Source organism: Aeromicrobium piscarium (assembly GCF_007421815.1).
Taxonomy (GTDB): domain Bacteria; phylum Actinomycetota; class Actinomycetes; order Propionibacteriales; family Nocardioidaceae; genus Aeromicrobium; species Aeromicrobium piscarium.
Genome location: NZ_VLNT01000002.1, coordinates 285,612 through 312,128, shown reverse-complemented (window position 1 = coordinate 312,128; position 26,517 = coordinate 285,612). Strand labels below are relative to the sequence as shown.

At 69.0% G+C, this 26,517-nt stretch carries 34 protein-coding genes; 12 read left to right on the top strand and 22 right to left on the bottom strand.

Annotated elements, in window-relative coordinates:
- The first annotated feature begins 7 nt into the window (after positions 1-7).
- The 4 genes from FNM00_RS04345 (at position 8) to FNM00_RS04330 (ending at position 4,087) form a co-directional block, all read left to right on the top strand.
- Complete coding sequence (locus tag FNM00_RS04345; RefSeq protein WP_185972967.1) at positions 8-913, top strand: ABC transporter permease; 906 nt, start codon at positions 8-10, stop codon at positions 911-913.
- Positions 910-1,722: an ABC transporter permease gene (locus tag FNM00_RS04340; RefSeq protein WP_143911808.1), complete on the top strand. Its 813-nt coding sequence runs from the start codon at positions 910-912 to the stop codon at positions 1,720-1,722. The genes FNM00_RS04345 and FNM00_RS04340 overlap by 4 nt, the downstream gene beginning before the upstream one ends.
- Positions 1,723-2,838, top strand: a complete 1,116-nt coding sequence (locus FNM00_RS04335) for an ABC transporter ATP-binding protein (RefSeq protein ID WP_143911806.1) — start codon at positions 1,723-1,725, stop codon at positions 2,836-2,838.
- A gap of 64 nt (positions 2,839-2,902) precedes the next feature.
- A complete protein-coding gene (locus FNM00_RS04330; RefSeq protein WP_185972966.1) occupies positions 2,903-4,087 on the top strand; it encodes a metal-dependent hydrolase family protein in 1,185 nt (394 codons plus the stop codon).
- A gap of 95 nt (positions 4,088-4,182) precedes the next feature.
- Here FNM00_RS04330 and FNM00_RS04325 read toward each other — a convergent pair whose 3' ends face one another.
- The 6 genes from FNM00_RS04325 to FNM00_RS04300 all read right to left on the bottom strand — a co-directional run bounded on the left by FNM00_RS04325 (position 4,183) and on the right by FNM00_RS04300 (position 8,247).
- Positions 4,183-4,524: a DUF2200 domain-containing protein gene (locus FNM00_RS04325; protein WP_143911803.1), complete on the bottom strand. Its 342-nt coding sequence runs from the start codon at positions 4,522-4,524 to the stop codon at positions 4,183-4,185.
- A gap of 34 nt (positions 4,525-4,558) precedes the next feature.
- Positions 4,559-5,326 (bottom strand): SCO1664 family protein, encoded by a 768-nt coding sequence (locus tag FNM00_RS04320; protein WP_143911801.1) that lies wholly within the window; start codon positions 5,324-5,326, stop codon positions 4,559-4,561.
- Positions 5,327-5,423: 97 nt separating this feature from the next.
- Positions 5,424-6,059: a G5 domain-containing protein gene (locus tag FNM00_RS04315; RefSeq protein ID WP_143911799.1), complete on the bottom strand. Its 636-nt coding sequence runs from the start codon at positions 6,057-6,059 to the stop codon at positions 5,424-5,426.
- 246 nt (positions 6,060-6,305) lie between these two features.
- Positions 6,306-6,866, bottom strand: a complete 561-nt coding sequence (locus FNM00_RS04310; protein ID WP_143911797.1) for a DUF3090 domain-containing protein — start codon at positions 6,864-6,866, stop codon at positions 6,306-6,308.
- A 60-nt stretch (positions 6,867-6,926) separates the two neighbouring features.
- Positions 6,927-7,610, bottom strand: a complete 684-nt coding sequence (locus FNM00_RS04305) for an MSMEG_4193 family putative phosphomutase (RefSeq protein WP_143911795.1) — start codon at positions 7,608-7,610, stop codon at positions 6,927-6,929.
- A 31-nt stretch (positions 7,611-7,641) separates the two neighbouring features.
- Positions 7,642-8,247, bottom strand: a complete 606-nt coding sequence (locus tag FNM00_RS04300) for a hypothetical protein (RefSeq protein WP_143911793.1) — start codon at positions 8,245-8,247, stop codon at positions 7,642-7,644.
- 208 nt (positions 8,248-8,455) lie between these two features.
- Here FNM00_RS04300 and FNM00_RS04295 point away from each other — a divergent pair, with 208 nt between their 5' ends.
- Entirely contained in the window at positions 8,456-9,097 is a 642-nt protein-coding gene (locus FNM00_RS04295) for a GntR family transcriptional regulator (protein ID WP_185972965.1), read from the top strand.
- Entirely contained in the window at positions 9,094-10,374 is a 1,281-nt protein-coding gene (locus tag FNM00_RS04290; protein WP_221933576.1) for an MFS transporter, read from the top strand. The genes FNM00_RS04295 and FNM00_RS04290 overlap by 4 nt, the downstream gene beginning before the upstream one ends.
- 4 nt (positions 10,375-10,378) lie before the next feature.
- Here the strand turns inward: FNM00_RS04290 and FNM00_RS04285 are convergent, their stop codons facing one another.
- The 3 genes from FNM00_RS04285 to FNM00_RS04275 form a co-directional block, all read right to left on the bottom strand.
- The gene (locus FNM00_RS04285; RefSeq protein WP_143911789.1) at positions 10,379-10,816 is read right to left on the bottom strand and encodes a universal stress protein; all 438 of its coding nucleotides are present in this window, start codon (positions 10,814-10,816) and stop codon (positions 10,379-10,381) included.
- A 107-nt stretch (positions 10,817-10,923) separates the two neighbouring features.
- Entirely contained in the window at positions 10,924-11,901 is a 978-nt protein-coding gene (locus FNM00_RS04280; RefSeq protein WP_143911787.1) for an SRPBCC family protein, read from the bottom strand.
- Positions 11,902-11,920: 19 nt separating this feature from the next.
- Positions 11,921-12,256 carry an ArsR/SmtB family transcription factor gene (locus FNM00_RS04275; protein ID WP_143911785.1) on the bottom strand — a complete coding sequence of 112 codons (336 nt, stop codon included), beginning with the start codon at positions 12,254-12,256 and terminating at the stop codon, positions 11,921-11,923.
- A 61-nt stretch (positions 12,257-12,317) separates the two neighbouring features.
- Between FNM00_RS04275 and FNM00_RS18770 the strand changes: the two genes are divergently transcribed.
- Positions 12,318-12,485, top strand: a complete 168-nt coding sequence (locus FNM00_RS18770; RefSeq protein WP_185972964.1) for a hypothetical protein — start codon at positions 12,318-12,320, stop codon at positions 12,483-12,485.
- Between the two features lie 19 nt (positions 12,486-12,504).
- Positions 12,505-13,335: an alpha/beta hydrolase gene (locus FNM00_RS04270; RefSeq protein ID WP_143911784.1), complete on the top strand. Its 831-nt coding sequence runs from the start codon at positions 12,505-12,507 to the stop codon at positions 13,333-13,335.
- 127 nt (positions 13,336-13,462) lie between these two features.
- Here FNM00_RS04270 and FNM00_RS04265 read toward each other — a convergent pair whose 3' ends face one another.
- The 3 genes from FNM00_RS04265 to FNM00_RS04255 all read right to left on the bottom strand — a co-directional run bounded on the left by FNM00_RS04265 (position 13,463) and on the right by FNM00_RS04255 (position 15,698).
- Positions 13,463-14,332 (bottom strand): DUF817 domain-containing protein, encoded by an 870-nt coding sequence (locus FNM00_RS04265; RefSeq protein WP_143911782.1) that lies wholly within the window; start codon positions 14,330-14,332, stop codon positions 13,463-13,465.
- Between the two features lie 100 nt (positions 14,333-14,432).
- The gene (locus FNM00_RS04260) at positions 14,433-15,254 is read right to left on the bottom strand and encodes an alpha/beta fold hydrolase (RefSeq protein ID WP_143911780.1); all 822 of its coding nucleotides are present in this window, start codon (positions 15,252-15,254) and stop codon (positions 14,433-14,435) included.
- A 75-nt stretch (positions 15,255-15,329) separates the two neighbouring features.
- A complete protein-coding gene (locus tag FNM00_RS04255; protein ID WP_143911778.1) occupies positions 15,330-15,698 on the bottom strand; it encodes a nuclear transport factor 2 family protein in 369 nt (122 codons plus the stop codon).
- A gap of 53 nt (positions 15,699-15,751) precedes the next feature.
- On the opposite strand from FNM00_RS04255, the gene ald reads away from it, so the two are divergent.
- Together ald and FNM00_RS18765 are read left to right on the top strand one after the other, a co-directional pair.
- Positions 15,752-16,885, top strand: a complete 1,134-nt coding sequence (gene ald / locus FNM00_RS04250) for an alanine dehydrogenase (protein WP_143911777.1) — start codon at positions 15,752-15,754, stop codon at positions 16,883-16,885.
- Positions 16,886-16,996: 111 nt separating this feature from the next.
- A complete protein-coding gene (locus FNM00_RS18765) occupies positions 16,997-17,158 on the top strand; it encodes a hypothetical protein (protein WP_185972963.1) in 162 nt (53 codons plus the stop codon).
- 137 nt (positions 17,159-17,295) lie between these two features.
- Here the strand turns inward: FNM00_RS18765 and FNM00_RS18760 are convergent, their stop codons facing one another.
- A complete protein-coding gene (locus tag FNM00_RS18760) occupies positions 17,296-17,436 on the bottom strand; it encodes a hypothetical protein (RefSeq protein WP_185972962.1) in 141 nt (46 codons plus the stop codon).
- 72 nt (positions 17,437-17,508) lie between these two features.
- On the bottom strand, positions 17,509-18,642 hold the full coding sequence (locus FNM00_RS04245; RefSeq protein ID WP_143911775.1) for an acyl-CoA dehydrogenase family protein: 1,134 nt from the start codon (positions 18,640-18,642) through the stop codon (positions 17,509-17,511).
- Between the two features lie 60 nt (positions 18,643-18,702).
- Here FNM00_RS04245 and FNM00_RS04240 point away from each other — a divergent pair, with 60 nt between their 5' ends.
- A complete protein-coding gene (locus FNM00_RS04240; protein ID WP_143911773.1) occupies positions 18,703-19,296 on the top strand; it encodes a TetR/AcrR family transcriptional regulator in 594 nt (197 codons plus the stop codon).
- The gene (locus FNM00_RS04235) at positions 19,293-20,060 is read left to right on the top strand and encodes an enoyl-CoA hydratase/isomerase family protein (RefSeq protein ID WP_143911771.1); all 768 of its coding nucleotides are present in this window, start codon (positions 19,293-19,295) and stop codon (positions 20,058-20,060) included. The genes FNM00_RS04240 and FNM00_RS04235 overlap by 4 nt, the downstream gene beginning before the upstream one ends.
- Positions 20,061-20,188: 128 nt before the next feature.
- On the opposite strand, the gene folP is transcribed toward FNM00_RS04235, so the two are convergent.
- The 8 genes from folP to FNM00_RS04195 all read right to left on the bottom strand — a co-directional run bounded on the left by folP (position 20,189) and on the right by FNM00_RS04195 (position 26,475).
- Complete coding sequence (gene folP / locus FNM00_RS04230; RefSeq protein WP_143911769.1) at positions 20,189-21,055, bottom strand: dihydropteroate synthase; 867 nt, start codon at positions 21,053-21,055, stop codon at positions 20,189-20,191.
- Between the two features lie 5 nt (positions 21,056-21,060).
- Complete coding sequence (gene arfB, locus FNM00_RS04225; protein WP_143911767.1) at positions 21,061-21,465, bottom strand: alternative ribosome rescue aminoacyl-tRNA hydrolase ArfB; 405 nt, start codon at positions 21,463-21,465, stop codon at positions 21,061-21,063.
- Positions 21,462-21,980: a PadR family transcriptional regulator gene (locus FNM00_RS04220; protein ID WP_281281083.1), complete on the bottom strand. Its 519-nt coding sequence runs from the start codon at positions 21,978-21,980 to the stop codon at positions 21,462-21,464. The genes arfB and FNM00_RS04220 overlap by 4 nt, the downstream gene beginning before the upstream one ends.
- 143 nt (positions 21,981-22,123) lie before the next feature.
- The gene (locus FNM00_RS04215; RefSeq protein ID WP_143911763.1) at positions 22,124-22,555 is read right to left on the bottom strand and encodes a CBS domain-containing protein; all 432 of its coding nucleotides are present in this window, start codon (positions 22,553-22,555) and stop codon (positions 22,124-22,126) included.
- 209 nt (positions 22,556-22,764) lie between these two features.
- Positions 22,765-23,622: an inositol monophosphatase family protein gene (locus tag FNM00_RS04210; protein ID WP_143911761.1), complete on the bottom strand. Its 858-nt coding sequence runs from the start codon at positions 23,620-23,622 to the stop codon at positions 22,765-22,767.
- A gap of 115 nt (positions 23,623-23,737) precedes the next feature.
- Positions 23,738-24,727 (bottom strand): ribosome small subunit-dependent GTPase A, encoded by a 990-nt coding sequence (gene rsgA, locus FNM00_RS04205; RefSeq protein WP_143911760.1) that lies wholly within the window; start codon positions 24,725-24,727, stop codon positions 23,738-23,740.
- Positions 24,724-25,986 (bottom strand): 3-phosphoshikimate 1-carboxyvinyltransferase, encoded by a 1,263-nt coding sequence (gene aroA, locus FNM00_RS04200; RefSeq protein ID WP_143911758.1) that lies wholly within the window; start codon positions 25,984-25,986, stop codon positions 24,724-24,726. The genes rsgA and aroA overlap by 4 nt, the downstream gene beginning before the upstream one ends.
- A 3-nt stretch (positions 25,987-25,989) precedes the next feature.
- Positions 25,990-26,475 carry a DoxX family protein gene (locus FNM00_RS04195; protein ID WP_143911756.1) on the bottom strand — a complete coding sequence of 162 codons (486 nt, stop codon included), beginning with the start codon at positions 26,473-26,475 and terminating at the stop codon, positions 25,990-25,992.
- Positions 26,476-26,517: the final 42 nt, after the last annotated feature.

Genomic DNA, 26,517 nt, shown 5'->3' with positions numbered 1-26,517 from the left:
GGCGCCCGTGAGCACCCCGACCTCCACGAGCCCACCCGAGTCCGCGCGCGGCGGACCGGTGACCTCGACCAAGCGACGCCGGATCTCACCGACCCCGTGGCTGCTGTTGATCCCCGGCGCGGTGCTGTACCTGCTCGTCTTCGTCGTCCCGCAGGCCGGGCTCCTCGCGCAGTCCATCTCGCCCGACGGCGTGGCGGTGACCACCGAGCACTATGAGGCCGTCCTGGGGGACCGGTTCGCGCTCGGCATCATTTGGCGCTCGATCTGGATCGCCGCGCTCGTCGCCGCCGCCTGCGCCGTCCTGGGCTTCCCGCTGGCCTACCAGCTGAGCCGGTCGACCTCGCGGTTCAAGGGGCTGCTCGTCGCGCTGACCCTCTTCCCGTTGCTGACCAGCGCGGTCATCCGGACCTTCGGATGGCAGGTCATTTTCTACGAGACCGGGCCGATATCGACCTTCTTCTCCTGGTTCGGGGCCGATGTCACCCTGATCGGGAGTCAGGCCGGTGTCATCATCGCCCTCACCCAGGTGCTGCTCCCGTTCATGGTGCTGACCCTGCAAGGCGTGATCCGCAACATCCCGGTGGCATTGGAGGAGGCGGCACAGGATCTTGGCGACGGACCCATCGCGGTTTTCACCCGGGTCCTGCTGCCCCTGTCCAAGGGAGGCCTGCTGGGCGGCTCGCTGCTGGTGTTCTCGCTGGCCATCTCCACCTACGTGACGCCCGCGCTGATCGGCGGGGCACGTGTCCAGGTGGTCGCCACCACCATCTACCAGCAAGCGATCTCCCTGGTGAACTACCCGCGCGCTGCCGCGTTCGCGGTCGTGCTGCTGGTCATCACCGGGATCGTCGTGCTCGTCCAGACCCGGCTGTTGTCCGGGGAGTCGGCGGCGGCACGAGGGAGCGAACGATGAACCGTTCCGTCCGCACCACCCTGCGGGTCACCAACACCGCCATCTACGTCTTCCTGCTCGCCCCGCTGGTCATCGTCGCCATCGCGAGCTTCGGCGCCACCAGCTACCTGCGGTTCCCGCCCCAGGGCTTCACCTTCGAATGGTTCGGCCGGGCGCTGTCCGATGGCGTGTACTGGTCGACCTTCTACACCAGCCTGTGGGTCGGCGTGGTGTCGGCGCTGGCGGCGACCGTCATCGGACTCCTCGCGGCCTATGCCCTGGGGCGCTACCGACTGCGTGGATCGGGTCTCATCGGCGCCTTCTTCCTGTCCCCGCTCATCATGCCGACCCTCGTCTTCGCCGTGGCCCTGCTCATCTTCTTCGCCACCGTTTGGGGCCCGCCGGGCATCTGGCGACTGGTCGCCGGGCATCTGGTGATCACCATCCCCTATGTCATCCGCACCGCTCTGCCGGTGATCGAACAGCTCGACGCGTCGCTGAACGAGGCCGCCGCGGACCTCGGAGCGTCCGCCCTGACGACGGCCCGGACCATCACCGTGCCGATCCTGGCACCGACGGTCCTGGTCAGCTTCGGCCTCGCGTTCCTCATCTCCTTCGACGAGCTCGTCCTCGCGCTGTTCCTGGCACCGCCGTCGGCGCCGACCCTGCCGATGCAGATCTACAGCAATGTCCAGTTCGGCCTGGACCCCACCGTCGGAGCGGTGTCCACCATGCTGCTGGTCCTCACCGCCGCCTTCATGGTCGTGGGACAGCTGATCACGGCCCGCTTCACCCCGACCGTTCCCAGCACCACACCCCAGGAGGACTGAGTGTCTGCCATCGACCCGGCCGCCCCTGCCGCAGCGCAGGGCGAGTCCCCCGAGACCGAGCTGTCGATCCGGGGCGTCACGAAGCGCTATGGACAGGTGAAGGCCGTCGACGACCTCACCCTCGACATACCGCGCGGCAGCCTCACGGCGCTGCTGGGCCCGTCGGGCTGTGGCAAGACCACGACCTTGCGGATGCTCGGCGGATTCGTCGACAGCACCGAGGGGCAGATCCACCTGCGCGGGCACGACATCGCCGGGGTGCCGCCGCACCGGCGCGACACCGCCATGGTGTTCCAGCACTACGCCCTGTTCCCGCACATGACGGTGGCCGGCAACCTCGCCTACGGGCTGCGCAGACGCAAGATCGGCAAACGCGACCGGGCCGACCGGGTAGGGGAGATGCTCGAACTGCTCGGGTTGAGCCATCTGGCCGATCGGCGTCCGGCCGCGCTGTCCGGAGGACAGGCGCAGCGCGTGGCCGTCGGTCGTGCCCTCATCCTCAATCCCTCGGTGCTGCTGCTCGACGAGCCGTTCTCGGCCCTCGACGCGCAACTGCGCACCTCCACCCGCACCGAGCTGCGACGGCTCCAACAGGAGCTCGCGATCACGGCCGTCTTCGTCACCCACGATCAGGAGGAGGCGATGGCAATCGCCGACCAGGTCGCGGTCATGAACGACGGCCGCCTGGAGCAGGTTGGCACACCCCAGGAAATCTATGAGAATCCCGCGACCAGGTTCGTCGCCGGCTTCATCGGCGCGGCGAATCTCTTGGAGGGCACGGTCGCGGAGACGAGGCGCGACGCCGTCATCGTGACCCTGAGCTCGGGCATCGCCGTATCGGGGACCGCGGGCCCGGGAGCGGTCCTCGCGCTCGGCGCGGAGGCCGTGGTCATCGTCCGTCCCGAGGACACCACCATGTCCGAGCCGGGTACCGGGATCCTCGACGCCACGGTGGAGACGGTCTCGTTCCTCGGCTCGGCCTCGGAACTGCGGCTGCGCACCGACGACGGCACCGCTCTGTCGGTCCGCGGCCCGCGCTCCCTCGCGACCGATCATCCACGCGGCAGTGTCCGTGCCGTCTCCTGGCCGACGGCCGCGACACGGATCCTGCCTTGAGAACCCACCCAGGTCACCCCGTTCCCGACTGGGAGCGGACCATCACCGATATCGAGGAGACCACTTGCTGACCCGACTGACCGGAGCCGACGCCCTGCTGCTGGACACCACGGAGGCGGTGACCGGCCACGACCTCCTCATCGAGGACGGGACGGTGGTCGCGGTGGAGCCGACCGCGACGGCGAGTCCTCGCGAGAACGAGCGGCGGGTGAGCGTCGACGGTGGGTGGGTGGTCCCCGGACTGATCGACGCCCACAGTCATCTGACGCTGCACGTGGAGGCTCCCGAGGTCGACGCGTTCTACCCGCCGAGCCCGTTCCTGTCGGCGCGCGCCGCTCAGCAGACCCTCGCAGGTGGTGTCACCACGTGTCGTGACCTCGGCGGACACCAGCATGTCGACCTCGAACTGCGCGACGCGATCGAACGCGGCGACGTGCCCGGCCCGCGGATCCTCGCCGCGGGCAAGCCCATCGTCGCCACCGGCGGTCACATCCACTACTTCGGCCGCCCGGTCGACGGCCCCTATGAGGCGCGTAAGGCGGTGCGCGAGCAGATCGGCGCTGGTGCCGACCTCATCAAGATCATGTTGACGGGAGGATCGGCCAATGTCGACGAGCGTCCCGACGCGATGCAGCTACGGCCGGATGAGATCGAGGCCCTCGTCACCGAGGCGCAGGCCGTCGACGTCCCCGTGGCCGTCCACGCCCATTCGTCCGCGGCTGTCGTGCTGGCGGTCGGGCTGGGAGTGACTTCGGTGGAGCACGCCGCCCTTCTGGACGACGACGGCATCGAGGCGCTGCGGAACAGCGACACGGTCCTGGTGCCCACTCAAGCGGTGTACCGGCGGATTGCCGACAATGTCGACGGCTGGGATGCCCGCATCGCCGAGAATGCGACGCGGCTCTACCAGTCCAAGATCGACTCCCTCGCCCGCGCGTTGCGGGCCGGCGTGCGGATCGGCGTCGGCAGTGACTCAGGGCGCCACTTTCCCCACGGTCAGATCCTGCCCGAGCTGCTGGCGTTGACCGAGGCCGGCCTGGACAACACCGCGGCTCTCCGTGCCGCGACAGTGGCCAATGCCGATCTGCTGGGCCTAGGCGGAACGGTCGGTGTGCTGCACCCCGGCGCCTCCGCGGATCTGCTCTTGGCCACTGGCGATCCCCGGGACGACCTGCGTCACCTGCGTTCGCCGAGCCTGGTCCTGGCGCGGGGCCGGCAGGTGCACGCCGAGCCGGATCCACGAGCCTGATGAGCGCGCAGAGAGCGGTGAGACGGCGTCGTTTCGCGAGGAGGATGGATGGTGGCCCGCCTCTTTAATCTGGGGATGGACGCTGACTCAACGCCTCAGGCCCGAAGGACCTTCTCGAGGGCTTTGCCCTTGGCCAGCTCGTCGACCAGCTTGTCGAGGTAGCGGATCTTCTGCATCAGGGGATCCTCGATCTCCTCGACGCGCACGCCGCACACCACGCCCGTGATGAGCGAGACAGCAGAGTTCAGCCGCGCGTCGGCGAAGAACTCCTCGAAGGTCGTCTCGGCGTCGAGATGATGCTGCAGCTCGCCCTCGTCGAATCCCGTCAGCCACTCGATCACCGCGTCGAGCTCGGCCTTCGTGCGGCCCTTCCGCTCGACCTTGGCGAGGTAGAGCGGATAGACGGAGGCGAAGCTCATGGTGAAGATCCTGCTCACAGGTTTACGGTACCGCGCGTCTCGCCCGCCGTGCTCAGAACGGCGGCCAGGGGACCGGCGGCATCTCTCCCACGGGGGACGGGAACCGGCCGGCTTGGCACAGGCTGTCGACACGGTGCCGCAAGGCGTCGATCTCCGGCTCAGCGAGCAGCTCGCGGATGCGGGCTCCGAGTTCGCCGTCGAGGGCGGCGAGCACCCGGGCGGCACCGGCTCGCTCGTCATCGGTCAGCGGTTCGCCGATCCACCCCCACAACACCGTGCGCAGCTTCGGTTCCGTGTGGAAGGTGAGTCCGTGGTCGACGCCGTGACGGTGCCCGCCGGGCATCGCGAGGACGTGGCCCCCCTTGCGGTCGGCATTGTTGACGAGCACATCGAAGACCGCCATGCGCCGTAGCGCCGCGGAGTCCTCGTGGATGACGGAGACCGGCTGCTCGTCGGCGTCCACCCCGTCGAGCACGTGCTTCCACCCGGACTCGGGAACCTCGCCGGCCGGCACGATGGTGACCGGTTCCTGTGCCGGATCCGTCTCCTGCCAGATCTGGATCATCCCTTCGCCGTGCGGACCGTCACCGAGCCAGGTCGGCGGCACGATGTCCCATCCGAGGGTCTCGGACACGAGTCGCGCGGCGATCTCCCGATGTGCCAGCACGGCGCCGGGGAAATCCCACAACGGCCGCTCGCCCGCCACCGGCTTGTAGACGACGGGGGTGTCGCCGAGATGCCCGTAGAAGGTGGCATTCGAGGCGGGCAGGATGCGCCCTTCGAGGACCAGCTCAGGAGCGACATCGGACGACTCGACCATGGCGCCCATGGTAGGACTCCCCGGCCGCGGCACGGTGACCCGCGCACCTCTCACGGCTGGCGAAAGGTGCGCAGGTCACCGCCCAGCGATGAATGGGTCAGAGCCAGGCGGCGACGCCTCCGTGGCCCGAACAGGTCCCGCGGCGGCTCTGGCTATGGCTGTAGGTCCCGTCCTGGCAGCGGGCGGTGGCACCCGCCGGCGCCTGGTCGCTCTCGTGGGGGCGGCAGACCGAATTGCCCGCAGAGTTGACGTAGGTCCCATTCGGGCAGGTGGCCGGCGCCGGTGCCGCGGGCTCCGGCGGCGGAGGCGGGGCCGGTTGGCGAGTGCCGTGTGCGATAACCTCGTGCACCGGCTCGGTGACGACCCGTTCGGATACCTGCTCGCGGGCCGTCTCTTCGCCATCGGTGTGCGTGACGCGGAAGGTACGTTCGAGCTGTCCCGGCACGCCTGCGGTCTGAACGCGGGTCTGTCCGACCTCGAGATCACTGTCCTCGACGGTGCTGCTGTCGAAGGAGATCTCCTCGGTGATCGTCTCGGTGCGGTGGAGGACTACCGGTTTCGGCGCGGTGGGCGACGGGCTGGCCGATGCGGTCGCCCTGGTGGGTGATGGTTCGGTCTCCTGGGGCGCGATCGCTCCCGCGCCGGCGGCCAGGGTCACCAGAGCGATGAGCGCGGCACCCGCGCTCAATCCCATCCGCTGACCGACGGTATGGGACAAGAACCACTGCTTCACGTCATCTCCTCGATCGATCCCGGACGATGGTCTCGCGGTGTAACTCGCAGTGACAATGGCGCTTTCGGAGCGGACTTACTAGTCCGAAAGGCTCAGTCGGGCGGGGCCCTGAACAACGTCTCACCTTTCCCCGTGGGCGGTGATTTACGCACCCCTCACGTCCCGGGGCGGTGACCTGCGCACCTCTCACGGGCGGCGAGAGGTGCGTAAATCACCGCCCATTCGGGCGGAAGGCGGCCGTGCCTCTTACTCGAACTCCCCGACCTGGGGGCATTCGTGGCCCTCCGGGTCGATGGGGCCGAGGCACAGCGGGCAGAACGGCCGTCCGGCGAGCACGATCTCGCGCGTGCGCTTGCTGAAGGATCGGGCTGCTCCCACGGGGATGCGCACCTGGAGCACCTCGGGGGAGTCCTCGGGATCGGGGGCGGGCATGGCCGCGGGATCCCCCTCGATCTCGACGAGAGGATGGGCCTCGATCACCACCTGGGCCGTGCTCGGGTCCCATCCCAGCGTCATCAGACCCACGCGGAACTGCTCCTCGACCGGCTCCTCGAGGGGAGCGTGATCGTCGAGGCCGTCCGGAGCGGTGGCCGGGATGCTGGCGGGATTGCCGTCCATCGACATGAGCTCGTCGAGCAGTTCGTCGAGACGATCGGCGAGTACGGCCGACTGCTCCTTCTCCAGGCCGACGCTCATCAGTCGTTCACCGTCGCGAGCCTGCAGGTAGAACGTGCGATGCCCGGGAGGCCCGACTGTTCCCACCACGAGCCGGTCCGGCCAATCGAAGTCGTGCACCACCGTCGCCATGTCTCCAGCCTAGAGCGTGGCCGGGGAAACTCGCGAGGTCCGAGTCGGGGCCGAGGGCCGCTAGCGGCCCGCACCGCCGCCGACCGGTGCGTCCCCCGCCTCACCGGCACCTCGCAGCCATCCCAGGTCGCCCGCCGAGGAGTTGCTGCAGACGACATCGGGACGTTGTCGGCCGTACCGGACGATCGAGACGGAGGCCGGATCGACATGCAGTCGCTGGAACAGGTCCAGGTGCATGCCGAGGGCGTCGGCGAGGACCGACTTGATGATGTCGCCGTGCGAGACGGCCGCCCAGACCGCGCCGGGGCCGTGCTCGGCCTCCACGGCGGCGTCGATGCGGCGCACTGCCGCGACCGCGCGTGCCTGCATCGCGGCCAGCGACTCTCCCTCGGGGAATACCGCCGCCGAGGGCTGTGCCTGCACGGTCGACCACAGCGGTTCGCCGGCCAGCTCCTTCAGCGCCCGTCCCTGCCATCGTCCGTAGTCGCATTCGGTGATCGCCTCGTCCGCGATCAGGTCCACGGCGATCTCCTGGTGATCGAGGATCGCCTGCGATGTCTCACGGCACCGTTCCAAGGGGCTCGTCACCACGCGGACGAGCGGGGCGTCGGCGAGCCGCTGCCCCATCCGGGTCGCCTGATCGTGCCCGGTCTCGTCGAGGAGGACGCCGGGGGAGCGGCCCGCCAGGATGCCCGCGGAGTTGGCGGTGGTCCGGCCGTGCCGGACGAGCAGAACGATGGCCATGCGGCGAGCCTAGAGGTTGGTGATCATCGGTTCAGCCCTCGAGGGGCACCTGCGTGACGAGTGCGTCACGGATCAACGACACCGCGTCCTGGCTGAGGCGCCGCTCCCACCGCGTTCCCGCCCACGGACCGACATTCCCGACGCAGTCCCAGAGGGTGTTGCGAACGGCGATCACGTCGCTCGCGAGGACGGGACGGCCACCCGCATGCGCCCACCCCAGGGCCGTGAGTATGTGGGAGATGTCCTGGGAGTCGATGGCGAAGCGGGGTGTGGTGGCCAGGTGGAGAGCCACGATGGCCCCGGCGGCCACGTCGAAAGCCGGGGCGGTGGGGAGGAGTCGTTGCCGCAGGCGGTCCCAAAGGAGACGCGGGTCGTTGCGGGCATCCCGCCCGGCTCGGGTGAGCGACAGCGATCCCTGCCGACGACGGACCAGTCCCAGCCTTTCGGCGGAGACCCGGAATCCGTGGACCGGGAGCACGTTCACTTCTCGGGTGATGGGAAAGATCCACTCGGCCATCGAGGGCAGTCCGTCCGCGATCACCCGAACATCTGAGGGCTTGAGGTAGTTCGCGCCGGTCAGGGTGAGTCCGCCGTCGCCGACGTGCTCGAGGAGGTGCTGGTAGGCGCTGACAGCCACGGTCAGATGCTTACCAGCGGGAGAGGGGGAAGCGGTCTCGACCAGTGATCTCAGCCGCTCCATAAGGTCTTGCCCGGCCGGTTCGGAGGCGATCGGTCCTATAGCTCCCGCCAGGCGGGGATCCATGCGAAAGCGTTGGTACTCCATCACCCGCAGTCTCCCATGCCCCGCTGATGATGCCACGACGTGATAGATGCAAGATGTATCTATGCAGGTTGAGACAGTGCCGGTGACCGAGCGTGCCTATCGGGTCGTGAAGGAGAGGCTGCTGAGCGGAGAGCTCGTGGGCGGCAGCATGACCAGCGAGGGCGAGATCTCGGCGCAGCTGGGCATCAGCCGGACCCCGGTGCGCGAGGCCTTCTTGAGATTGGAGGCCGAGGGACTGTTGCGCCTCTTCCCGAAACGTGGCGCGCTCGTGGTGCCGGTCAGCGCGGTGGAGGCCGATGACGTGCTCGAGGCGCGACTGCTCGTCGAGACCCACGCGGGTCGGACGGCCACAGAGCTGCCTCCCGCCGCCCACCGGCGTCTCGTGGAGCTGTTGAGCGAGCTGCTCGCCGCCCAGGAAGGGGCAGTGCTGGACGGCGACCTGGCCGGCTACGCGGCCCTCGACGCACGCTTCCACCAGGAGATCGTGGAGGCGGGCGGCAACGAGGTGCTGCGGCGATTCTCAGTCGGTCTGCGCGAGCGGCAGCAGCGCATGATCGCCCACAGCGTTCGCTGGGATGCCAGCCGTGTCACCGTCTTCGTGCAAGGGCATCGGGCACTGCTCGATGCGATAGAGCAGCGCGACCCCGCCGCCTTCGAGCGGCTCATCGGCGAGCATCTCGACGACGCGAGGGCGGGCCTGTGAGCAGGACGGCCGAGGTGACCGTCCAGCAGCCGGCGTCGACCGTCGGGTCCCGCTCGTGGTGGCCGGTAGCGGCGGTCATGCTCGTGGTCGCCTGGGGCGGCAACGAGTTCACCCCGCTGCTCGTCATGTATCGCGAGGTCAGCGATTTCTCGACCGTGACGGTCGACGCCCTCCTGGCCGCCTATGTGCTCGGCATCGTCCCGGCGCTGCTGCTCGGTGGCCCGCTGTCGGATCGCTACGGTCGCCGCCCGATGCTCCTGCCGGCGGCCCCGATCGCGGTCGCGGGTTCCCTCGTGCTCGCACTCGGAGAGACATCGGCAGTCGTGCTCGCGCTGGGACGCGTGCTGTGCGGCGTGGCGCTCGGCCTGGTGATGGCGATCGGGACGACCTGGGTCAAGGAGCTGACCGATAGCGCCGCACGACAGGGCGCGAACATCGATTCCTCCGCCGGTGCGCGCCGTGCGGGCCTCTCCCTGACCCTCGGGTTCCTGCTGGGCGCGGGGGTCGCCGCCGGCCTGGCGCAGTGGGCGCCGTGGCCGACCCATCTGGCCTATGTCCTGCACGCCCTGCTCGCTCTCGGCGGCGGACTCTGGCTCTTGGTCGTTCCGGAGACCCGGCCGCGGGAGACGGTGTCACCCAGTCGCCTGATCGATGATCTGAAGGTCCCTGCCGCGGCGCACCGGCGCTTCTGGCGGGTCGTCGTCCCCGTCGCCCCCTGGGTCTTCGGATGCGCGGCCTCGGCCTACGCGGTGCTGCCGGCGCTCATGATGGATCAGGTCACCGGGCGAGCCGTCGCCTTCGCCGGGGCTCTGACGGTGCTCGGGCTCGGCTGCGGCGTCGGGATCCAGGTGCTCGGCCGGCTCATCGACACCAGCGACAGCGCACGGGCCTCGGTGATCGCGATGACCATCGTCGCGGTCGGCATGGCGCTCGGAGCGGTGGCAGCGGCCCGGCTGGATCTGGTGACGACGATCGCGGCGGCCGCCGTACTGGGTGCGGGCTACGGACTCGCGCTCGTCGCGAGCCTGAGCGAGGTCCAGCGCATCGCGCGCCCCGACGACCTCGCCGGGCTAACGGCCGTGTACTACTCGTTGACCTATCTCGGCTTCTTCGCCCCCGTGGTGCTCGCCGCGCTCGCCGTGCAGTGGAGCTACCCCCAGATGTTCGGTGCGGGTGCGCTCGTGGCCACCGGCTGCCTGTTGATCGTGGCCTTCGCCTGGCGGGCCCATCTGCCCTCGGCCGAGCCCCGATCCTCCGAGGGCGTACGGCGAGGCTGAACCGTCAGCGTCGCTGGTGCGTGTGCGCGATGTAGACATCGCACGGGGCGTGGGCGGCCACGTCGCGCGCGATGCTGCCCAGCACGCGCGCGATGCCCTGGACCCGCTTGTTGCCCACGACGATCACGTCGGCATCGAGCCGTTCGGCCGCCTGCACGAGTGCCTCACCGGGCTTTCCTTCGAGGGGCGAGTAGGACAGGGTCAGCCCAGGGAAGTCGCGGCGGAGCTCTGCCACGACCGAGGACGCGACGTCGCTGGCATCCTTCTCGGTGGTGAAGTGGATCTCCTCGCTACCGCTGCGGAAGGTCTCGGCCTCGAACTTGCCGTAGGCGGACAGGACGTGCAGCTCGCCGCCGAAGGCGAGTGCGAGTTCGGCTGCCTTTCGGGCGGCGGCGGATGCGCTCTCGCTGTCGTCGACGCCCACCACGATCGTCTTGGTCACTGGAATCTCCTCGTTGCCGATGCTGCCCGGATGAGCCCTCTTCCGGGCAGCATAGCGCGCTCGAGCGCCCGTCTGCTTGCCTCCGTCGGTCGCGATGCGCGGCCTCGTCAGACGGCTGTCAGGACCTGTTCCTCGAGTCGTGCATAGCTGGCTTCCATGCCGTCGGTCATCCCGGTGGCGAGGATCTGGTCGCGGAGCTCCGCGTTCGGGTAGGTGATGAGGATTGACAGCAGGGTGCCGTCCTCGACTGGCGTGAGGGTGAGCTCGTTGGTGGTGCTCGGTCCGTCCACGCCGATCATCTGCTCGGTCGTGACCTCGCGGTAGGGGGAGGCCGATGCGAGGAGTTCACCGGTGAAGCCGAACCGATGCTCACCCTCGAGCGTCTCCCACTCGTACACGTAGGTGTCGCCCACGTTCGCGGCGACCTCGCAGGTGGCCATGCGCCAGCCGTCGGGGCCGAGGAGCCACCGCCGCAGCAGCTCGGGGTCGTGATGGGCTCGCCACACCTGCTCGACCGAGCCGCGGATCACCCGGCTCACCCGCACGAGGGTATCGCTGATGATCTGGGTTCGCGTGCCGTCGCCCGCGGTGAAGGAGGTGAGGTCGGCGAGCACCTCGTCCATCTGTCCCATGGCCAGGCGCATGCCCTCATCCATGCCCATCGCGAGGAGCTGCTCGAGCTCGTCGGCGGAGCCGAAGTGGGTGGTGGTCGTGACGCGAGAACCGGTGGGTGTCTCATCGAAGGAGAAGACCATGCGCATGCTGGGCATGGACGGATCCGGAGTGCCGTCGTCGGCTGAGAAGCCGTCGCGTACTTCGAAGGACGTCAGCTCATCGACGCTGAGGAACTCCCAGAATCCCGCCGACTTGTCGCCCTCCGGGCCGGTCATGTAGTAGTCCGAGCGGCCTCCCTCGGCGAAGTCGTGGCGCACGAAGGTCGCCGGATAGGTCGGAGGTCCCCAGAAGCGCTCGAGCTGGCGCGGATCGGCGTAGGCATCCCAGAGTCGGCGGAGGGGCACCTCGAACTCGGCGGTGACGGTGATGGTGAGGGCGCCGGGATCCTTCTCGACGGAGGTGATGGGCATGATGGGCCTTTCTCTGTGGTCAGTCGTCCTCGAGGAGGGCGTCGAGGCGAGCGATCCGGCCGCGCCAGATCCGCTCATAGGAGTCCAGGAGCCGCTGAGCGTGGTGAAGTGTCTCGGGATTGGCGCGCACGAGTCGTGTGCGTCCTTGGGGCTCTTTGGTCACGAGACCGGCCCCTTCGAGAACGGCCACGTGCTTCTGCACGGCGGCGAAGGACATGTCATAGGTGGCGGCGAGGTGCGACACGCTCGCCGGGCCGGTGAGGGTCCGGCGGACGATGTCGCGTCGGGTCGCGTCGGCGAGGGCCCGGAAGATCCGGTCCACCTCGTCATCGGTCAGCCCAATACGTACAACCATTTGGTTGTATATTACTCGATCGCCGGGCCCCGTCAAGGTCCGGTCGTGCGACCATGGGGGGATGGAGGACACGGACGTGTCGGCGGTGCTGCGGCGATGGGAGCAGTTCGGCGGAACCTGGAGCGTGCTCGACGACGGTCAGCTCAGCGGCGAGATGGTCATCGCGCTCCTGCGCTGCGATGGGGGAGAGCAGGTCGACGAATTGCGGTGCAGCCCCCGGCGGTTGTGACACCTGCGACGATGGAACGATGACCAGCAGGCGACGACTGGCGGCCGTGATCGCGACGATCGTCGCTGCTGCCGGTGGGGCGGTGGCGCTCGCCTGGGCCTTGCAGCGGTCCCTGGTCTTCGTGCCCGATACGACGCCGGTCGGCCCGGCAGCCCAAGCGGTCGAGGGCGGTCGCGATCTCGCCTTCACCGCGAGCGATGGCGTGAAGCTTGATGCCTGGCTCATCCCTCCCGACGCGGCAGCCGACCGTGAGGCGGCAGTGCTCTATGCCCCCGGCAACGGCGGCAACCGTGAGGGACGCCTCGGCATCGCACGCCACCTGGCCGGGGAGGGCTTCACCGTCCTGCTCCTGGATTACCGCGGCTACGGCGGCAACGAGGGGAGCCCCTCGCAGGACGGGCTCGCCCGCGATGCGGTCGCCGCCGTGGAGGCGCTCGCGAACGAGGGCTTCGTTCCCGAGCGGACGCTCTATCTGGGGGAGTCGATCGGCACCGGGGTCGTGGCCCGCTTGCAGAGCACGCATCCGCCGGCGGGAGTCCTGTTGCGCTCGCCGTTCACCGATTTCGCGGCGGTCGCCCGGGAACACTACGGATGGCCGGGCGCCGCACTGCTGCGCGATCGGTTCCCCGTCGCGGAGTACCTGGCAGAGTCCGATGTTCCCGTCACGGTCGTCCACGGGACCGATGACGATATCGTTCCGTCCGCGCTGAGCGTCGAGGTCGCCGCATCGACGGCCAACCTGCATGAGGAGCTCGTGCTCGACGGCGTGGGACACAATGACGCGGTGATGTTCGGACGCCCGATCGCAGAAGCGATGTCCCGCCTCGCCGACGCCGCCGCCCCTCGGTAGCCGCGGCGTCCAGCGCGCGTGATGGTGGTACCGCGAGTGGTGCAGATTCGCCCTCGGCGGATTCGGGGCGAATGTGCACCACTCGCGGTATCTGGACCGGGTGGTGGGCTGGCTGGGGTCCGTGTGCTCAGCGTTCGGGAGGCCTCGGCTTGTCGACCCAGGTGACCATCACCACCGAGATGATCATCAGCAGGAACCACGACACCATCTTGTTGAGCGACACAAGGTGCCAGTCGTCGACCTGCGTCGGGTAGAGCCAGGCGCCCGAGGCCGTGCCGATGTTCTCGGCGACCCAGATGAAGAAGGCAACGCCCACGAAGGCCACGAGCACGGGCATCCTGTGCACGCCTCGGAACACCCGGAAGTGCATTACCGTGGGGGCGTACAGCGCCAAGACGGCCGCGACCAGGAACCAACGGAGGTCGTAGACGTAGTGGTGGGTGAAGAAGTTGGCGTAGATCAGCACGGCCAGCACCGAGGTGATCCAGCGAGGCGGGTAGCGATCGAAGCGCAGATCCGAGAGACGGTAGACGCGCACGAGATAGGAGCCCACGGCCGCGTACATGAATCCCGTGTAGAGGGGAACGGCGCCCAGGTGCAGCGCGCCCTCCCCGGGGTACTCCCACGAGCCGACATCGGTCTTGAACAGCTCCATCGCCGTGCCGACGACATGGAACATGATGATGACGATGAGCTCGCGTCCGGTCTCGAGCTTCGTCGCGATCATCGTCACCTGGATCGCCACCGCGGTGATGACGAGGAAGTCATTGCGAGCGAGCGCGGCGTCATCGGGATACCACAGCCGCGCGGCCATGATGAGGACCAGCATCGCGGCGCCGAAGACGCAGGCCCAGGCCTGTTTGGCGCCGAAGACGAGGAACTCGACCAGCTTCGCCCGGGCGCCGTCCGCTGGTGCGTCGGCCAGTAGCGCGTTAGCCCACTGATGGAGGCGTCGTTCGACGGCTGTCAGATCGTCGGACGGGTGGTCGTCGCGCATCGGCCCAGGCTAGCCGGACCGGCATCGGACCGAGGATGATGCGTTACGGCGGCCGGAGCGACCACGGCGCATCATCATCGGTCCGCCACGCTACGAGGGTTCAGCGTGCGAGGAAGCCCACGAGCGCGGCGTTGAAATCGTCCGCATGGCTCACGGTGAAGCCGTGCGGGCCACCGTCGATCACCTGAAGTTCGGCGTCATCGACCAGTTCGGCGGTCCGCTTGCCCGAGACCTCGAAGGGCACGATGGCATCCGCGTCGCCGTGGATCACGAGTGCCGGGACGTCGATCCGCTCCAAGTCCGCCCGGAAGTCGGTGCGGCCGAAGGCATCGATGCATCCCTGGATGGCCGCGTCGCTCGCCGGCGCGGAGAGCGCGAAGGCCTGTTTGCGCTGGTCGTCGCTGACCTTGAGCTCGTCATCGGCGGAGAAGAAGGTCACGCTGAAGTCGTTCAGAAAGCCCTCGCGGTCCTCCGCGATGCCGTCGATCATCTCCTGGACGTCGCTGTCCTGGAGGCCGCCGTGGGGATTGTCGCCGGTGATCAGTAGGTACGGGGGCACGGCACCGGCGAACACCGCCGAGCGGACCCTCTGCGATCCGTGGCGCCCGAGGTAGCGAGCCACCTCGCCGCCACCCATCGAGAAGCCGACGAGAGTCGCGTCGGTGAGATCGAGTGAGTCCAGCAGGGCGGCAAGATCGGCGGCGAAGGTGTCGTAGTCGTAGCCGTCATCGGGCTTGCTGGAGGCACCGAAACCGCGGCGATCGTAGGTGATGACGCGGTAGCCGGCGTCGGTGAGGGCGGGCACCTGGCCGGACCAGGACGCGCCGCTCAGCGGCCAGCCGTGGATCAGGACGACGGGACGCCCGTCGCCGCCGGTGTCCTCATAGGCCAGGGTGGTGCCCGCCGCGTCGATGGTCGCCATAGGGAGTCCTCCTCAGGATCGGTGATGGCTCTCTTCGACCGTAGGGCCACACCGCCCGCTTCGCAGGACGGTGCGTCAGCCTGCGGCGCCCGTGGGCGTCTGCTGATACAGCGCCAGCCGCCAGCGGTCGCCCTCGTGGACGTAGACGCTCGACATCCGCGCGACGAAGGTGGTGTCACCGCGCCGGGCTTCCGCGGCATAGACGAGGGCAGCCTCGTCGCCCACCCGGACCAATCGGGGATCGTCGATCGTGTACTCGTCCCACGCCGGGGCGCCGTCGAGCGAGGTCACGACGGCCGCACGGTCGAACACCGAACCGTCCGCGAGGACCATCACGCCGTCCTCGGTCATCAGGTCCCCGTAGAAGCCGGCTCCAGAGCTCGAACACAGGGCGTCCCAGCCCACGCGTTCGAGGGTCAGCAGTTCCTCCAGCGTCGCGTCCATAGATCGACCGTAGCGCGGTTGCGCGGCGCTCTCAGGTCTGATGATGTTGCTGCATGCGAGTCGGCGTCGTCACGGAGTTGAAGAATCACGAGGACCGTGTGGCGCTGACGCCGGCGGGTGCTGCCACGCTGGTGGCTGACGGCCATGAGGTGATCGTGGAGGCCGGGGCAGGAGAGGGCTCGCACTTCGCCGATGACGAGTACCGCGCGAGTGGTGCCCGGCTGTACGAGACGGCCACGGATGTCTGGGAAGAGGCCGAGCTGCTGCTCAAGGTCAAGGAGCCGGTGGCCGCCGAGTACGACCGGCTGCGGGCCGGCCAGGTGCTGTTCACCTACCTGCATCTGGCCGCGGATCGCGATACCGCTGAGGCGCTCATGGCGAGCGGCACGACCGCCATCGCCTACGAGACGGTCGAGGGGCCGGACGGCGGCCTGCCGCTGCTGGCGCCGATGTCCGAGGTGGCCGGACGCCTCGCCGCGCAGGTCGGCGCCTACCACCTGATGGCTCCCGCCGGCGGCCGAGGTGTGCTGCTCGGTGGTGTCCCCGGGGTCCAGCCGGCGGAGGTCGTCGTTCTCGGAGGAGGCGTCTCCGGTACCCATGCGGCGACCATAGCCCTCGGGATGGGCGCCAGGGTGACGGTGCTCGATCTGTCGCTGCCGCGGCTGCGGGAGCTCGACGAGCAGTTCGGTGGTCGTCTCACGACCCTCGCGTCCAATCCCCAGGTGATCGAGGAGCGGCTGCTCGACGCCGATCTCGTCATCGGGGCGGTGCTCGTGCCCGGTGCCAAGGCGCCGACGCTGGTCAGCAACGAGCTGGTGGCCCGGCTTCGGTCCGGCACGGTACTGGTGGACATCTCGATCGACCAGGGTGGCTGCTTCGAGGACTCGCGGCCCACCACGCACGACGATCCGACGTTCCGCGTCCACGATTCCGTCTTCTATTGTGTGGCCAACATGCCGGGCTCGGTGCCCCGCACGTCGACCATGGCTCTCACCAACGTCACGCTGCCGTATGTCCAGCGGCTCGCGCGCGACGGATGGCTCGCCGCCCTCGAAGCCGACAAGGGATTCGCCGCGGGGTTGAACGTGCATGCCGGCGAGCTCACGCAACCGGCTGTGGGTGAGGCGCTCGGGGTCGACGCGGTGGCGCCCGAGAGCGTTCTACGGGGAGCCGGGCGGTCTCGTTGACGGGCGATCTCCGGATGTGACACAGATCAAATCGCGCCGATGACGGGTTCTGGCGGCCGATGCCTCATCATGGATGACATCACGTCAATTTGTTCTCGTATCGGAGGAAAAATGCCCGTCGCAGTGCGGTTGGTCCTGTTGCTCGCTGTGGGGATCGCCACCCTCGTGATCGGGCGCCGCAAGCATAAGGACGGACTGGTGTTCGCCGGGGGAGCACTCACCGCTCTGACGGGCTCGGCGTTCATCGCGTTCACGGCCGTCACGATCCTCTGACGAGCCGGCGAAGACGGCAACGACCGGGCACGCTTCACCCCCGCTGAGCTCGTTCGCGTCGTCGGACGCGAGCGGTGAGCCGTCCCGCAGGTGGGGGCACGAAGCGCGGGACAGCTCACCGCCTGCGGGGGAGCGGCTCAGCTCTCGGGTTCGTCGAGGGGGACAGGGCGCTCTTCGTCGGGGAGCACGACCTGATCGGGCTCCTCGTCCTCCCAGACGTCCTCATGCTGTTCGGCGACGTCCTCGGCCGCCGCGGGCTCGATCAACGGATCGGTCATGATGGAACCTCCTCAGTGAATGGCCGTAGGTCCAGGAGACCACGGTGGCCAAGCGCTCGCAGGCCGGTCGGACTACTGCTTCTTCAGCCCGCGTCCGATGACGAGGCGTTGGATCTGATTGGTGCCTTCGAAAATCTGCATGATCTTGGTCTCGCGCATGTAGCGCTCGACGGGGAAGTCGCGCGTGTAACCGGCTCCGCCGAGGACCTGGACGGCGTCGGTGGTCACCTTCATCGCGTTGTCGGTCGCGACGAGCTTGGCGATCGAGGCCTGCTGTCCGAAGGGGAGTCCCGCGTCGCGTCGCCGGGCGGCCGCGAGATAGGTCGCCCGGGCCGACTCCACCGCGGCGGCCATGTCGGCGAGGACGAAGGTGAGTCCCTGGTGGTCGATGATCGGCTTGCCGAAGGTCTCGCGTTCCTTGGCGTAGGAGATGGCGACGTCCAGTGCGCCCTGGGCCACTCCGGTCGCGACTGCCGCGATTCCCAGGCGTCCGGCGTCCAGGCCGGCCAGCGCGATGGACAGCCCCTGTCCCTCGTCGCCGAGGCGGCGCTCGACGGGGATCCTCACGCCGTCGAACAGCATCGTCGCCGTGGTCGAGCCCATCAGGCCCATCTTGTCCTCGGGCGGGTCCGCGTTGAGTCCGTCGGCGTCGGCAGGCACGAGGAAGCAGGTGATGCCTGCGTCGGTCTTGGCCATCACCTTGTAGAAGTCGGCCTGGCCGCCGTGCGTGGTCCAGGCCTTGGCGCCATCGATGACGTACTCGTCTCCCGCGCGCCGGGCCGTGGTGCGCATGGCTGCGGGGTCCGAGCCGGCGTGGGCCTCCGAGAGGCAGTAGGCGCCGAGCAGTTCGCCGCCGAGCATGTCGGGAAGCCAGCGCTCCCGCTGGTCCTGCGTGCCCGCGGTGAACAGGCCGAAGCACGACAGTGCGTGCACGCTCGTTCCCACCCCGACCGAGGCCCACGCGGTGCCGATCTCCTCGAGCACCTGGAGGTAGACCTCATAGGGCTGGCCGCCACCGCCGTACTCCTCGGGATAGGGGAGTCCGAGCAGGCCCGCTCGGCCGAGGGTTCGGAAGGTGTCGCGCGGAAAGGTGCCCTGGCGCTCGTGGGAGTCGACGACGGGGCGCAGCTGCTCGTCGACGATACGACGGGTGAGGCCGATCAGGTCCTCTGCTTCTGTCGTGGGCAGCATCCGTTCGGCGGGCACGGCGACCCCTTTCGATACCGGGAACAGTACTCCGGAACTGTATCGGGTACTCTCGCCGACGTGAACAGCGAGACGGTGTCGCGAGGTCGAGGCGAGAGCGCTCGCCAGGCACTCGTCGAGGACCTCATCGCTCTCTACCTCGCCGAGGGCTTCCTCCGTTTCGGCATGGCGGATCTCGCCGCCCGCCTGCGCTGCTCCAAGTCGACGCTCTACGCCATCGCGGGGAGCAAGGAGCGCATCATCGTCACCGCAGTCCGCGCCTTCTTCCGCCGCGCGACCGAAAGGGTCGAGGACGCCATTGCCGGCCGGGAGGAGAGCCCGCAGGCGGTGAGCCTCTACCTGGAGGCGATCGCGGCACAGCTGCGCCCTGCCTCCCCGCGGTTCTTCGCCGATCTCGATGCTTTCGACCCGGCGGGGGACATCTATCGGCAGAACACCCAGTACGCCGCGCGGCGGGTTCAGCAGCTCGTGCGGGCGATCGACGACGCGCCCGGCCCGCTGACCTCGGCCTTCGCCGGTGCCGTGGCGGGCCAGCTCATGGAAGCCATCCATCGCGGGGAGATCGAGGCACTGACCGGCCTCGACGATGCCTCGGCCTATCACCAACTCGCCGCCCTCTTGACGGCCGGCGCCCAGGAAGGACGACACCGATGAACGATGACCGACCGACAGTGACGACGACCGTGGAGGGGGCCGTTGGTTACGTAACCTTCGACCGCCCCACGGATGCCAATGCCCTCGATCTGCCGACGTCGCGCGCCCTGGAGGCCGCGGTGGAGGCGATGGGCGCCGACGAGCGCGTGCGTGCCGTGGTGCTGCGGGGCAACGGCCGGGTGTTCTGTGCCGGCGGCGACCTCGCGGCGATGGTGGGCGAGGACGATCGCAGTGCCTATCTGCGTGAGCTGGTGGACTCCGCGCACCGTGCGGTCGAGGCGATGCAGGTTCTACCGAAGCCGCTGATCGTCGCCGTCCAGGGAGCCGCGGCGGGGATCGGCTTCTCCTTCGCGCTGGGGGCCGACCTCGTGGTGGCCACCGAGTCGGCGAAGTTCGTCACCGCCTACACGTCGGTCGGTCTGACTCCCGATGGCGGGATGTCCTGGCTGCTGCCGCGGGCGGTCGGTCAGCAGCGGGCTCTCGACCTGATCGTGTCGGGGCGGCCGCTCCCGGCGACGGAAGCGCGGGACTGGGGGATCGTCGGCCGCCTCTGCGCCGACGACGCGCTGGACGCGACGGTGGCCGAGGTGGCGGGATCGTTGGCCGATCGTCCGATGACGGCGATCGGCCAGGCCCGCCGATTGGTGCGGTCGTCGTGGGAGCGCCCGCTCTCCGCGCATCTCGAGGCCGAGGCCGAGTCGATCTCCTCGATCGTCGCGACCGAGGAGGCCGGAGACCACATCGCCCGCTTCCTCAAACGCTGACGGCCCGCATGGTGTGTGCCGGGCGACGGCGGATGTGACTCGGTTGCTACAGCCGCCACGAAGACACATCCTCCGTCAGGCTGCCTCGGGGACGAGGCCGCGCGTGGGGAGGGCAGGACCGCCCTGGGTCAAGCGAGACCGCGGCGTGGGCGGGCGACAGGGCGTTCACCGCGCAGCGTCGCGATCATCTCGAGGACTCGCCGGGTCGCGACGATGTCATGGGCCCGGAAGACCGCCGCGCCCTTCCACGCCGCGATCGCCGTCGCCGCCAGGGTGCCCTCGAGCCGGTCCCCGACGCCGAGGTCGAGGGTCTCGCCGACGAAGTCCTTACGGCTCAACGCCATGAGCACGGGCCAGCCCGTCGCGGCCAGCTCGTCGGTCCTGCGCAGGAGCTCGAGCCCGTGGAACGTGTTCTTGCCGAAGTCATGGGTCGGGTCGATGAGGATGCCCTCGCGCGGGACGCCGAGTCCCGCGAGACGCTCCGCTGCCGCCGTGGTCTCGTCGATCACGTCGGCGACGACATCGTCGTACCGGGCACGGATCGGATCGGTGCGAGGGCGGACGCCGCCGGTATGGGAGCACACATAGCCGCAGCCGTGGTCGGCCGCGACCACTCCCAGAGCCGGGTCGACACCCGCCCAGGTGTCGTTGAGCAGATCCGCCCCGGCCTGTGCGGCGGCATCGCCGACCTCGGCCCGCCAGGTGTCGATGCTGATCGCCACCTCGGGGAAGCGTTCGCGCACCGTCGCGATGAAGGGCACGGTGCGGCTGATCTCCTCGGCGACCGTGACCTCGTCGCCTGTGCCCGCCTTGACGCCGCCGATGTCCACGATGTCGGCGCCCTCGTCGATCGCCCGGGCGACCGCGTCGATGGCGCGTGACGGCTCGAAGGTGGCGCCGCGATCGAAGAACGAATCCGGTGTGCGGTTGACGATCGCCATGACCAGAGCGCGATCGCGCTCGACCTCGCGACCGCGCAAGCGAAGGGCTGGCATGGGACTCAGGGTTCCATACGGCGCTGACGCTTGATGTCGCCGCGGCGCCGTTTGGCATCGAGCCGGCGTTGATCGGCGGCCTTGGAGACCCGTGTCGGGCGACGGCGCTTGGCCGGTGTGATCGCCGCTTCCACGAGCGCGATCAGGCGAGCTCGGGCTGCCTCGCGGTTACGGTGCTGCGAACGGTACTGGGAGGACACGACCGTGATGGCACCGTCCCGCAGACGGGAGCGCAGCCGCTCGCGCACGCGGTCCTTCTCGGCCTCGTCGAGGGCCGTGCTGTCCTCCAGCGACCAGCGCAACTCGACCCGGGTGTCGCTGGTGTTGACATGCTGGCCGCCGGGCCCCGACGAGCGAGTGAACTTCCAGTTCAGCTCGTCGTCGGGGATCCGGACGCGTCGCGCCGTCATGCGTCGGCGAGGACGCGGTACAGCGACTTGCGGGCATCCGCGAGGATCTCGGAGGCCTGCTGGCGCTGCTCGTCCGTTCCTGCCTGCATGACCTGCGTCCAGGCGCCGATTAGCGACCGCAGGGACTCGGCGGACTCGCGTGCGGGCTGCCCGCCCCGTTCCTCGGCCACCTGCCACGGCGTACCGAAGGTCTCGCGATGCTCCTCGAGGTAGGCGCGGCCGGCCTCGGTGAGCTGCGCGCTCTTGCGACCCTCCACGCGTTCGAAGGTGATGAGTCCTTCGTCCTCGAGCTGTTGGAGGACCGGATAGACCGAGCCGGGGCTGGGTGTCCATTCGCCCTCGCTGCGTTCGCCGATCTCGGTGATGAGCTGGTAGCCGTGCATGGGCGACTCCTCGAGGAGTAACAGGACGGCCGCGCGGACATCGCCCCCGCGTCCTCTCCGGCCCCCGCGTCCTCGGCGGCCTCGCGGACCTCCGAATCCGAAGCGGGCGAGGTGTTCGAGATGTTGGTCCATCTCGTGGGGATTGAACGGACGGCGTGGTGCGCGTCCAGGGGTGTCGTGGGGTCCCATGGGGGGACCTCCTTTCGTATCGTCGTTACGTTAACGATATATCGAAATAGTGTCGACGACAAGAGAAGTGATCGAGAACACGGGATTCAGCCCTGGACGTACTGTTCGAGCTGGTCGCGCTCGAACTGCAACTGGTCCATGCGGTACTTCACGGCATCGCCGATGCTCACCAGCCCCACCAGTCGCCCGTCGTCGACGACGGGGACGTGGCGGACCCGGTACTCGGTCATCGTGGCGGTGAGCTCGGCCAGCGGGGTCTCCGGTGAGCAGACCTGGATCTGCTCGGACATGATCGTGGCCACGGTCGCGGTGCGCGGATCCTCCACGCCCCGCAGCTTGCGCACGATATCGCGCTCGGACACGATACCGGCGATCGCGTCATCGTCATCGCGGCGGACGACCAGCGCGCCGATATTGAGCTCGGCGAGCACGTCGAGCAGTTGCGACACGCTGGCATCGGGACTGATGGTGAAGACCTCGTCGCTTCCCTTCGAGGTCAGGACATCGTTGACTCGCATGGAACACCTCCGGGTGCAGCGAGTGTAGCTCAGATCACATGATGGAGTTAGAGGTTCCGCCAGTAGGGGTGGCTACTGCGCGCCACCCCGTGGGCGCTCCGCTACGGTGCAGTCTCTCGGAAGGCGTCCAAGCCTGCCAGCGAGCCTGCGCCTTGCGGAGCATCCCACGGCTGCGGCGCTCGCAACACCACCCCTACTGGGGGAACCTCTTAGTGTCGACCGAAGTCGAGGTGGCGCACGTTGTCCTCCGGGTCGGGCTCGTCATCGGGGAAGTAGCCGACGAACGCCATCGAGGCGTCGTGCAGGCGACCGTTCGTGGCCAGTGCGTTTCCGCCCCAGGGCCCCGGGTGGCCGTCCAGCCCGGTGAAGGTGCCGCCGGCCTCTCGCACGATGACGTCGAGTGCGGCCATGTCCCACAGGTTCAGCTCGGGCTCGGCGGCGACGTCGACGGCGCCCTCGGCGAGCAGCATGTACGACCAGAAGTCGCCGTAGGCCCGCGTGCGCCACGCCCGCGAGAGGAGTTCGAGGAACTCGACCTGCTTGCCGATATCGGCCCAACCGCCTAGCGAGGAGTAGGAGATCGAGGAGTTCGCGAGGTCGGTCACCTGCGAGACCTCGATCTGACGCGAGCTCAACAGTGACTTGCCTGTGTGCGCGCCGCCGGCCTTCGAAGCCCACCAGCGGCGGCCGAGGGCGGGTGCGGAGACGCAGCCCACGACGATCTCGCCCGCCTCTTCCAGCGCGATGAGGGTCGCCCACACCGGCACGCCTCGCACGAAGTTCGAGGTGCCGTCGATCGGGTCGATGATCCAGCGCCGCTCGGAGGAGGAAGCGGTGCCCTCGGTCTCGCCTTCCTCCTCACCCAGCACGATATCGCGGCTGCGGGCAGAGGCGAGGGTGCGTCGAATCGTCGCCTCGACCGCTCGGTCGGACTCCGTCACATAGGTCAGGTCGGGCTTGGTTGAGACGCTGAGATCGACCGCGCCGAAACGGTCCATGCTGAGGTTGTCGGCCGAGTCGGCCAGCACGTGCGCGAGACGCAGGTCGTCCAAGTACGGGGTGGCCATGGGCTCAGCGTAACGAAACGCCCGGGCGGCCCGCGCGAAGGCAGGTGGGCGGTGCGTCAGCACGCAGATCAGGCCCTCGGGTGCGGGATGACGCACCGCCCAATGGCGTCAGGCGTCAGTAGTCGGTGGCGAGCGATCGACTGGACAGGATGCGGCGGAAGGACTCCACCCGGGCACGAGGCAGCTCGCCGGCGGCGATCGCCACGTCGAGTGCGCACTCGGGCTCCTCGGCCAGATGCGTGCATCCTCGTGGACAGTCGCGCGCCACGGCATCGAGATCGTCGAAGGCACGGATGATGTGATCGGTCTCCACATGCCGCAGCCCGAACGAGCGGATCCCGGGCGTGTCGATGATCGACCCCGGGAACGGCAGCCGCAGCAGTTGCGCGGAGGTGGAGGTGTGGCGCCCCCGGCCGGTGACCTCGTTGACATGGCTGGTCGCGCGGGCCGCCTGGGGCACGAGGGCGTTGACCAGCGTGGACTTGCCGACGCCGCTGTGCCCGACGAGCACGCTCGTGCGATCGCGCAACAGGGTTCGCAGCTCATCGAGATCGCCACCACGATGGGTCACGACGACCCGGACGTCGAGCGGGTCGAGCAGCGTGAGCATCTCCTCGGGGGAGCCGAGGTCGGCCTTGGTGAAGCAGACCAGGGGCTCGATCCCGGCATCGTAGGCGGCGACCAGGCATCGATCGATGAGCCCGGCGCGCGGGGGAGGGTCGGCGAGGGCCTGGACGATCACCAGCTGGTCGGCATTCGCGACGACCACCCGCTCGAGGGCTTCGTCGTCGTCCGCCGTACGGCGCAGCACGGTGCGGCGAGGGAGGACCTCGACGATCCGCGCGAGCGTACCGTCACGTCCGGAGAGATCGCCCACCACTCGCACCTCGTCTCCGACGACAACGCCCTGCCTGCCCAGCGGCCGTGACTTCATCGCCGTGACGGGGCCGCCGTCGAGGTCGAGGGTGTAGCGGCCACGATCGATCGTGACCACCTGGGCCACCGCGGCATCGTCGTAGTCCGGGCGCTCCTTGGTGCGCGGGCGGCTCCCACGCCGCCGGGGGCGGTCATAGGCCTCGTGCTCGTCGCGCTCGCGACGAGTCATCGGCACAGCTCCGTCCAGTCGGCGGGGAAGTCCGGGTACGTCTTCGCCGTGGTCTCGATGTCCGCCACCACCAGACCGGGGACCGCGAGCCCCAGCACCGCCGCGGCGTGGGCCATGCGGTGATCGTGGTAGGTGCCGAAGACCCCTGCGTGCAGCGGCCGCGGCACGATGCGCAGGCCGTCGGCGGTCTCGGTGACCTCACCTCCGAGGGCGTTGATCTCGGTGGCGAGCGCGGCGAGTCGGTCGGTCTCGTGCCCCCGGAGATGGGCGATCCCTCGTAGCGTCGAGGGGCCGTCGGCCAGGGCCGCGAGCGCCGCGACCACCGGCGTCAGCTCGCCGACATCGTGGAGATCCAGATCCACGCCTGTGAGTGCGGTGTCGCTCGAGAACACCAGGGCGTCGTCGTCGCGATGCACCGAGCCTCCGAAGGCGGGAACGATCCACCGCCAGGCATCGCCGGCCTGGTCGGTGTCCTCGGGCCACTGGTGGACGCGAACCCTCCCGCCCGTGACCAGGGCCGCTGCGACGAAGGGCCCGGCATTCGACAGGTCGGGCTCGATCGTCACGTCCCGTGCGGCGATCAGACCGGGATGGACGGTCCAGCTGGAGGTCTCGGCATCGACCCGCACGCCGCGCTCGCGCAGCTGGGTGATGGTCATCTCGATATGAGGCTGCGAGGGGAGGGCATCGCCGATATGCCGGATCCGCAGCCCGTCGGGAAACCGTGCGCCGACGAGAAGCAGTGCCGAGACGAACTGACTCGATGCCGATGCATCGATCGCGATCTCGCCGCCTCGGGCATCCGGCTGCGGACGCACGGTGAAGGGGAGGCTGGCTCGGTCGTGGTCATCGACCTCCGCGCCGAGGGCTCGCACGCCGGCGATGGTGCCTGTCATCGGCCGTTCGCGCGCCCGAGGGTCGCCGTCGAAGGTCACCGGGGCGTGTCCGAGGGCCGCGACGGGAGGAACGAAGCGCATGACGGTACCGGCCAGGCCGCAATCGATCTCGACTGGGGCATCCCCGAACTCGATGGGACGGATGGTCCACTGCTGTGCCTGGCGCTCGATCTGGGCCCCGAGCGATTCAAGTGCCGCGGCCATGAGGTCGGTGTCGCGCGAGACGAGAGGTCGCTCGACACGCGACTCGTCCTCGCCGAGCGCGGCGAGGACGAGTACGCGGTTGGTGAGCGACTTCGAGCCCGGGATGGTGACATCGGCCTCGAGGGGCCGGCTGCGAACGGGAGCGGGCCAGTCGGTCACGCCTCAGCTCCGCAGGTCATCGACCTGATCGGCGATGGCGTGCCCGGTGTCGACCACCTTCTTCTTGGCACGGGCGCCGATCCAGCGCTTCTTGGGGTCAGGGTCGAGGGTCGACAACAGCAGACCACCGGTCATCGAGACGTTCTTGGCGAAGTGGATCGCCTGGTTGCGTCGCGCATCCGGATCCGTCTCGTTCCAGAACTGGTGTCCCACTGCTGTGGTGGCGGGCATCGTCGCCGCGAGCGCCAGGGCGCTCGCGCGCGGGAAGCGCCCGGTGGCCAAGGCCAGTCCGGCGGCGACGTGCACGGCGGCATTGAGCCGGACGAGGTTCGTGGCCGAGATGGGGGCGGCAGGGGCGATCGAGCGCGCCGCGTCCGCGATCGGCTCGACCTTGGGAGCCATCGCGGAGGCGTTGCGCAGCGCCATCGTGCCGCCGTAGACGAACATAGTGGCGAGCATGGGCCGGGCTACGGTGCGCAGAAGCGTCATAGGTCATTCTTACCGCACCCGGACGAGCCCGGCATCCGCGAC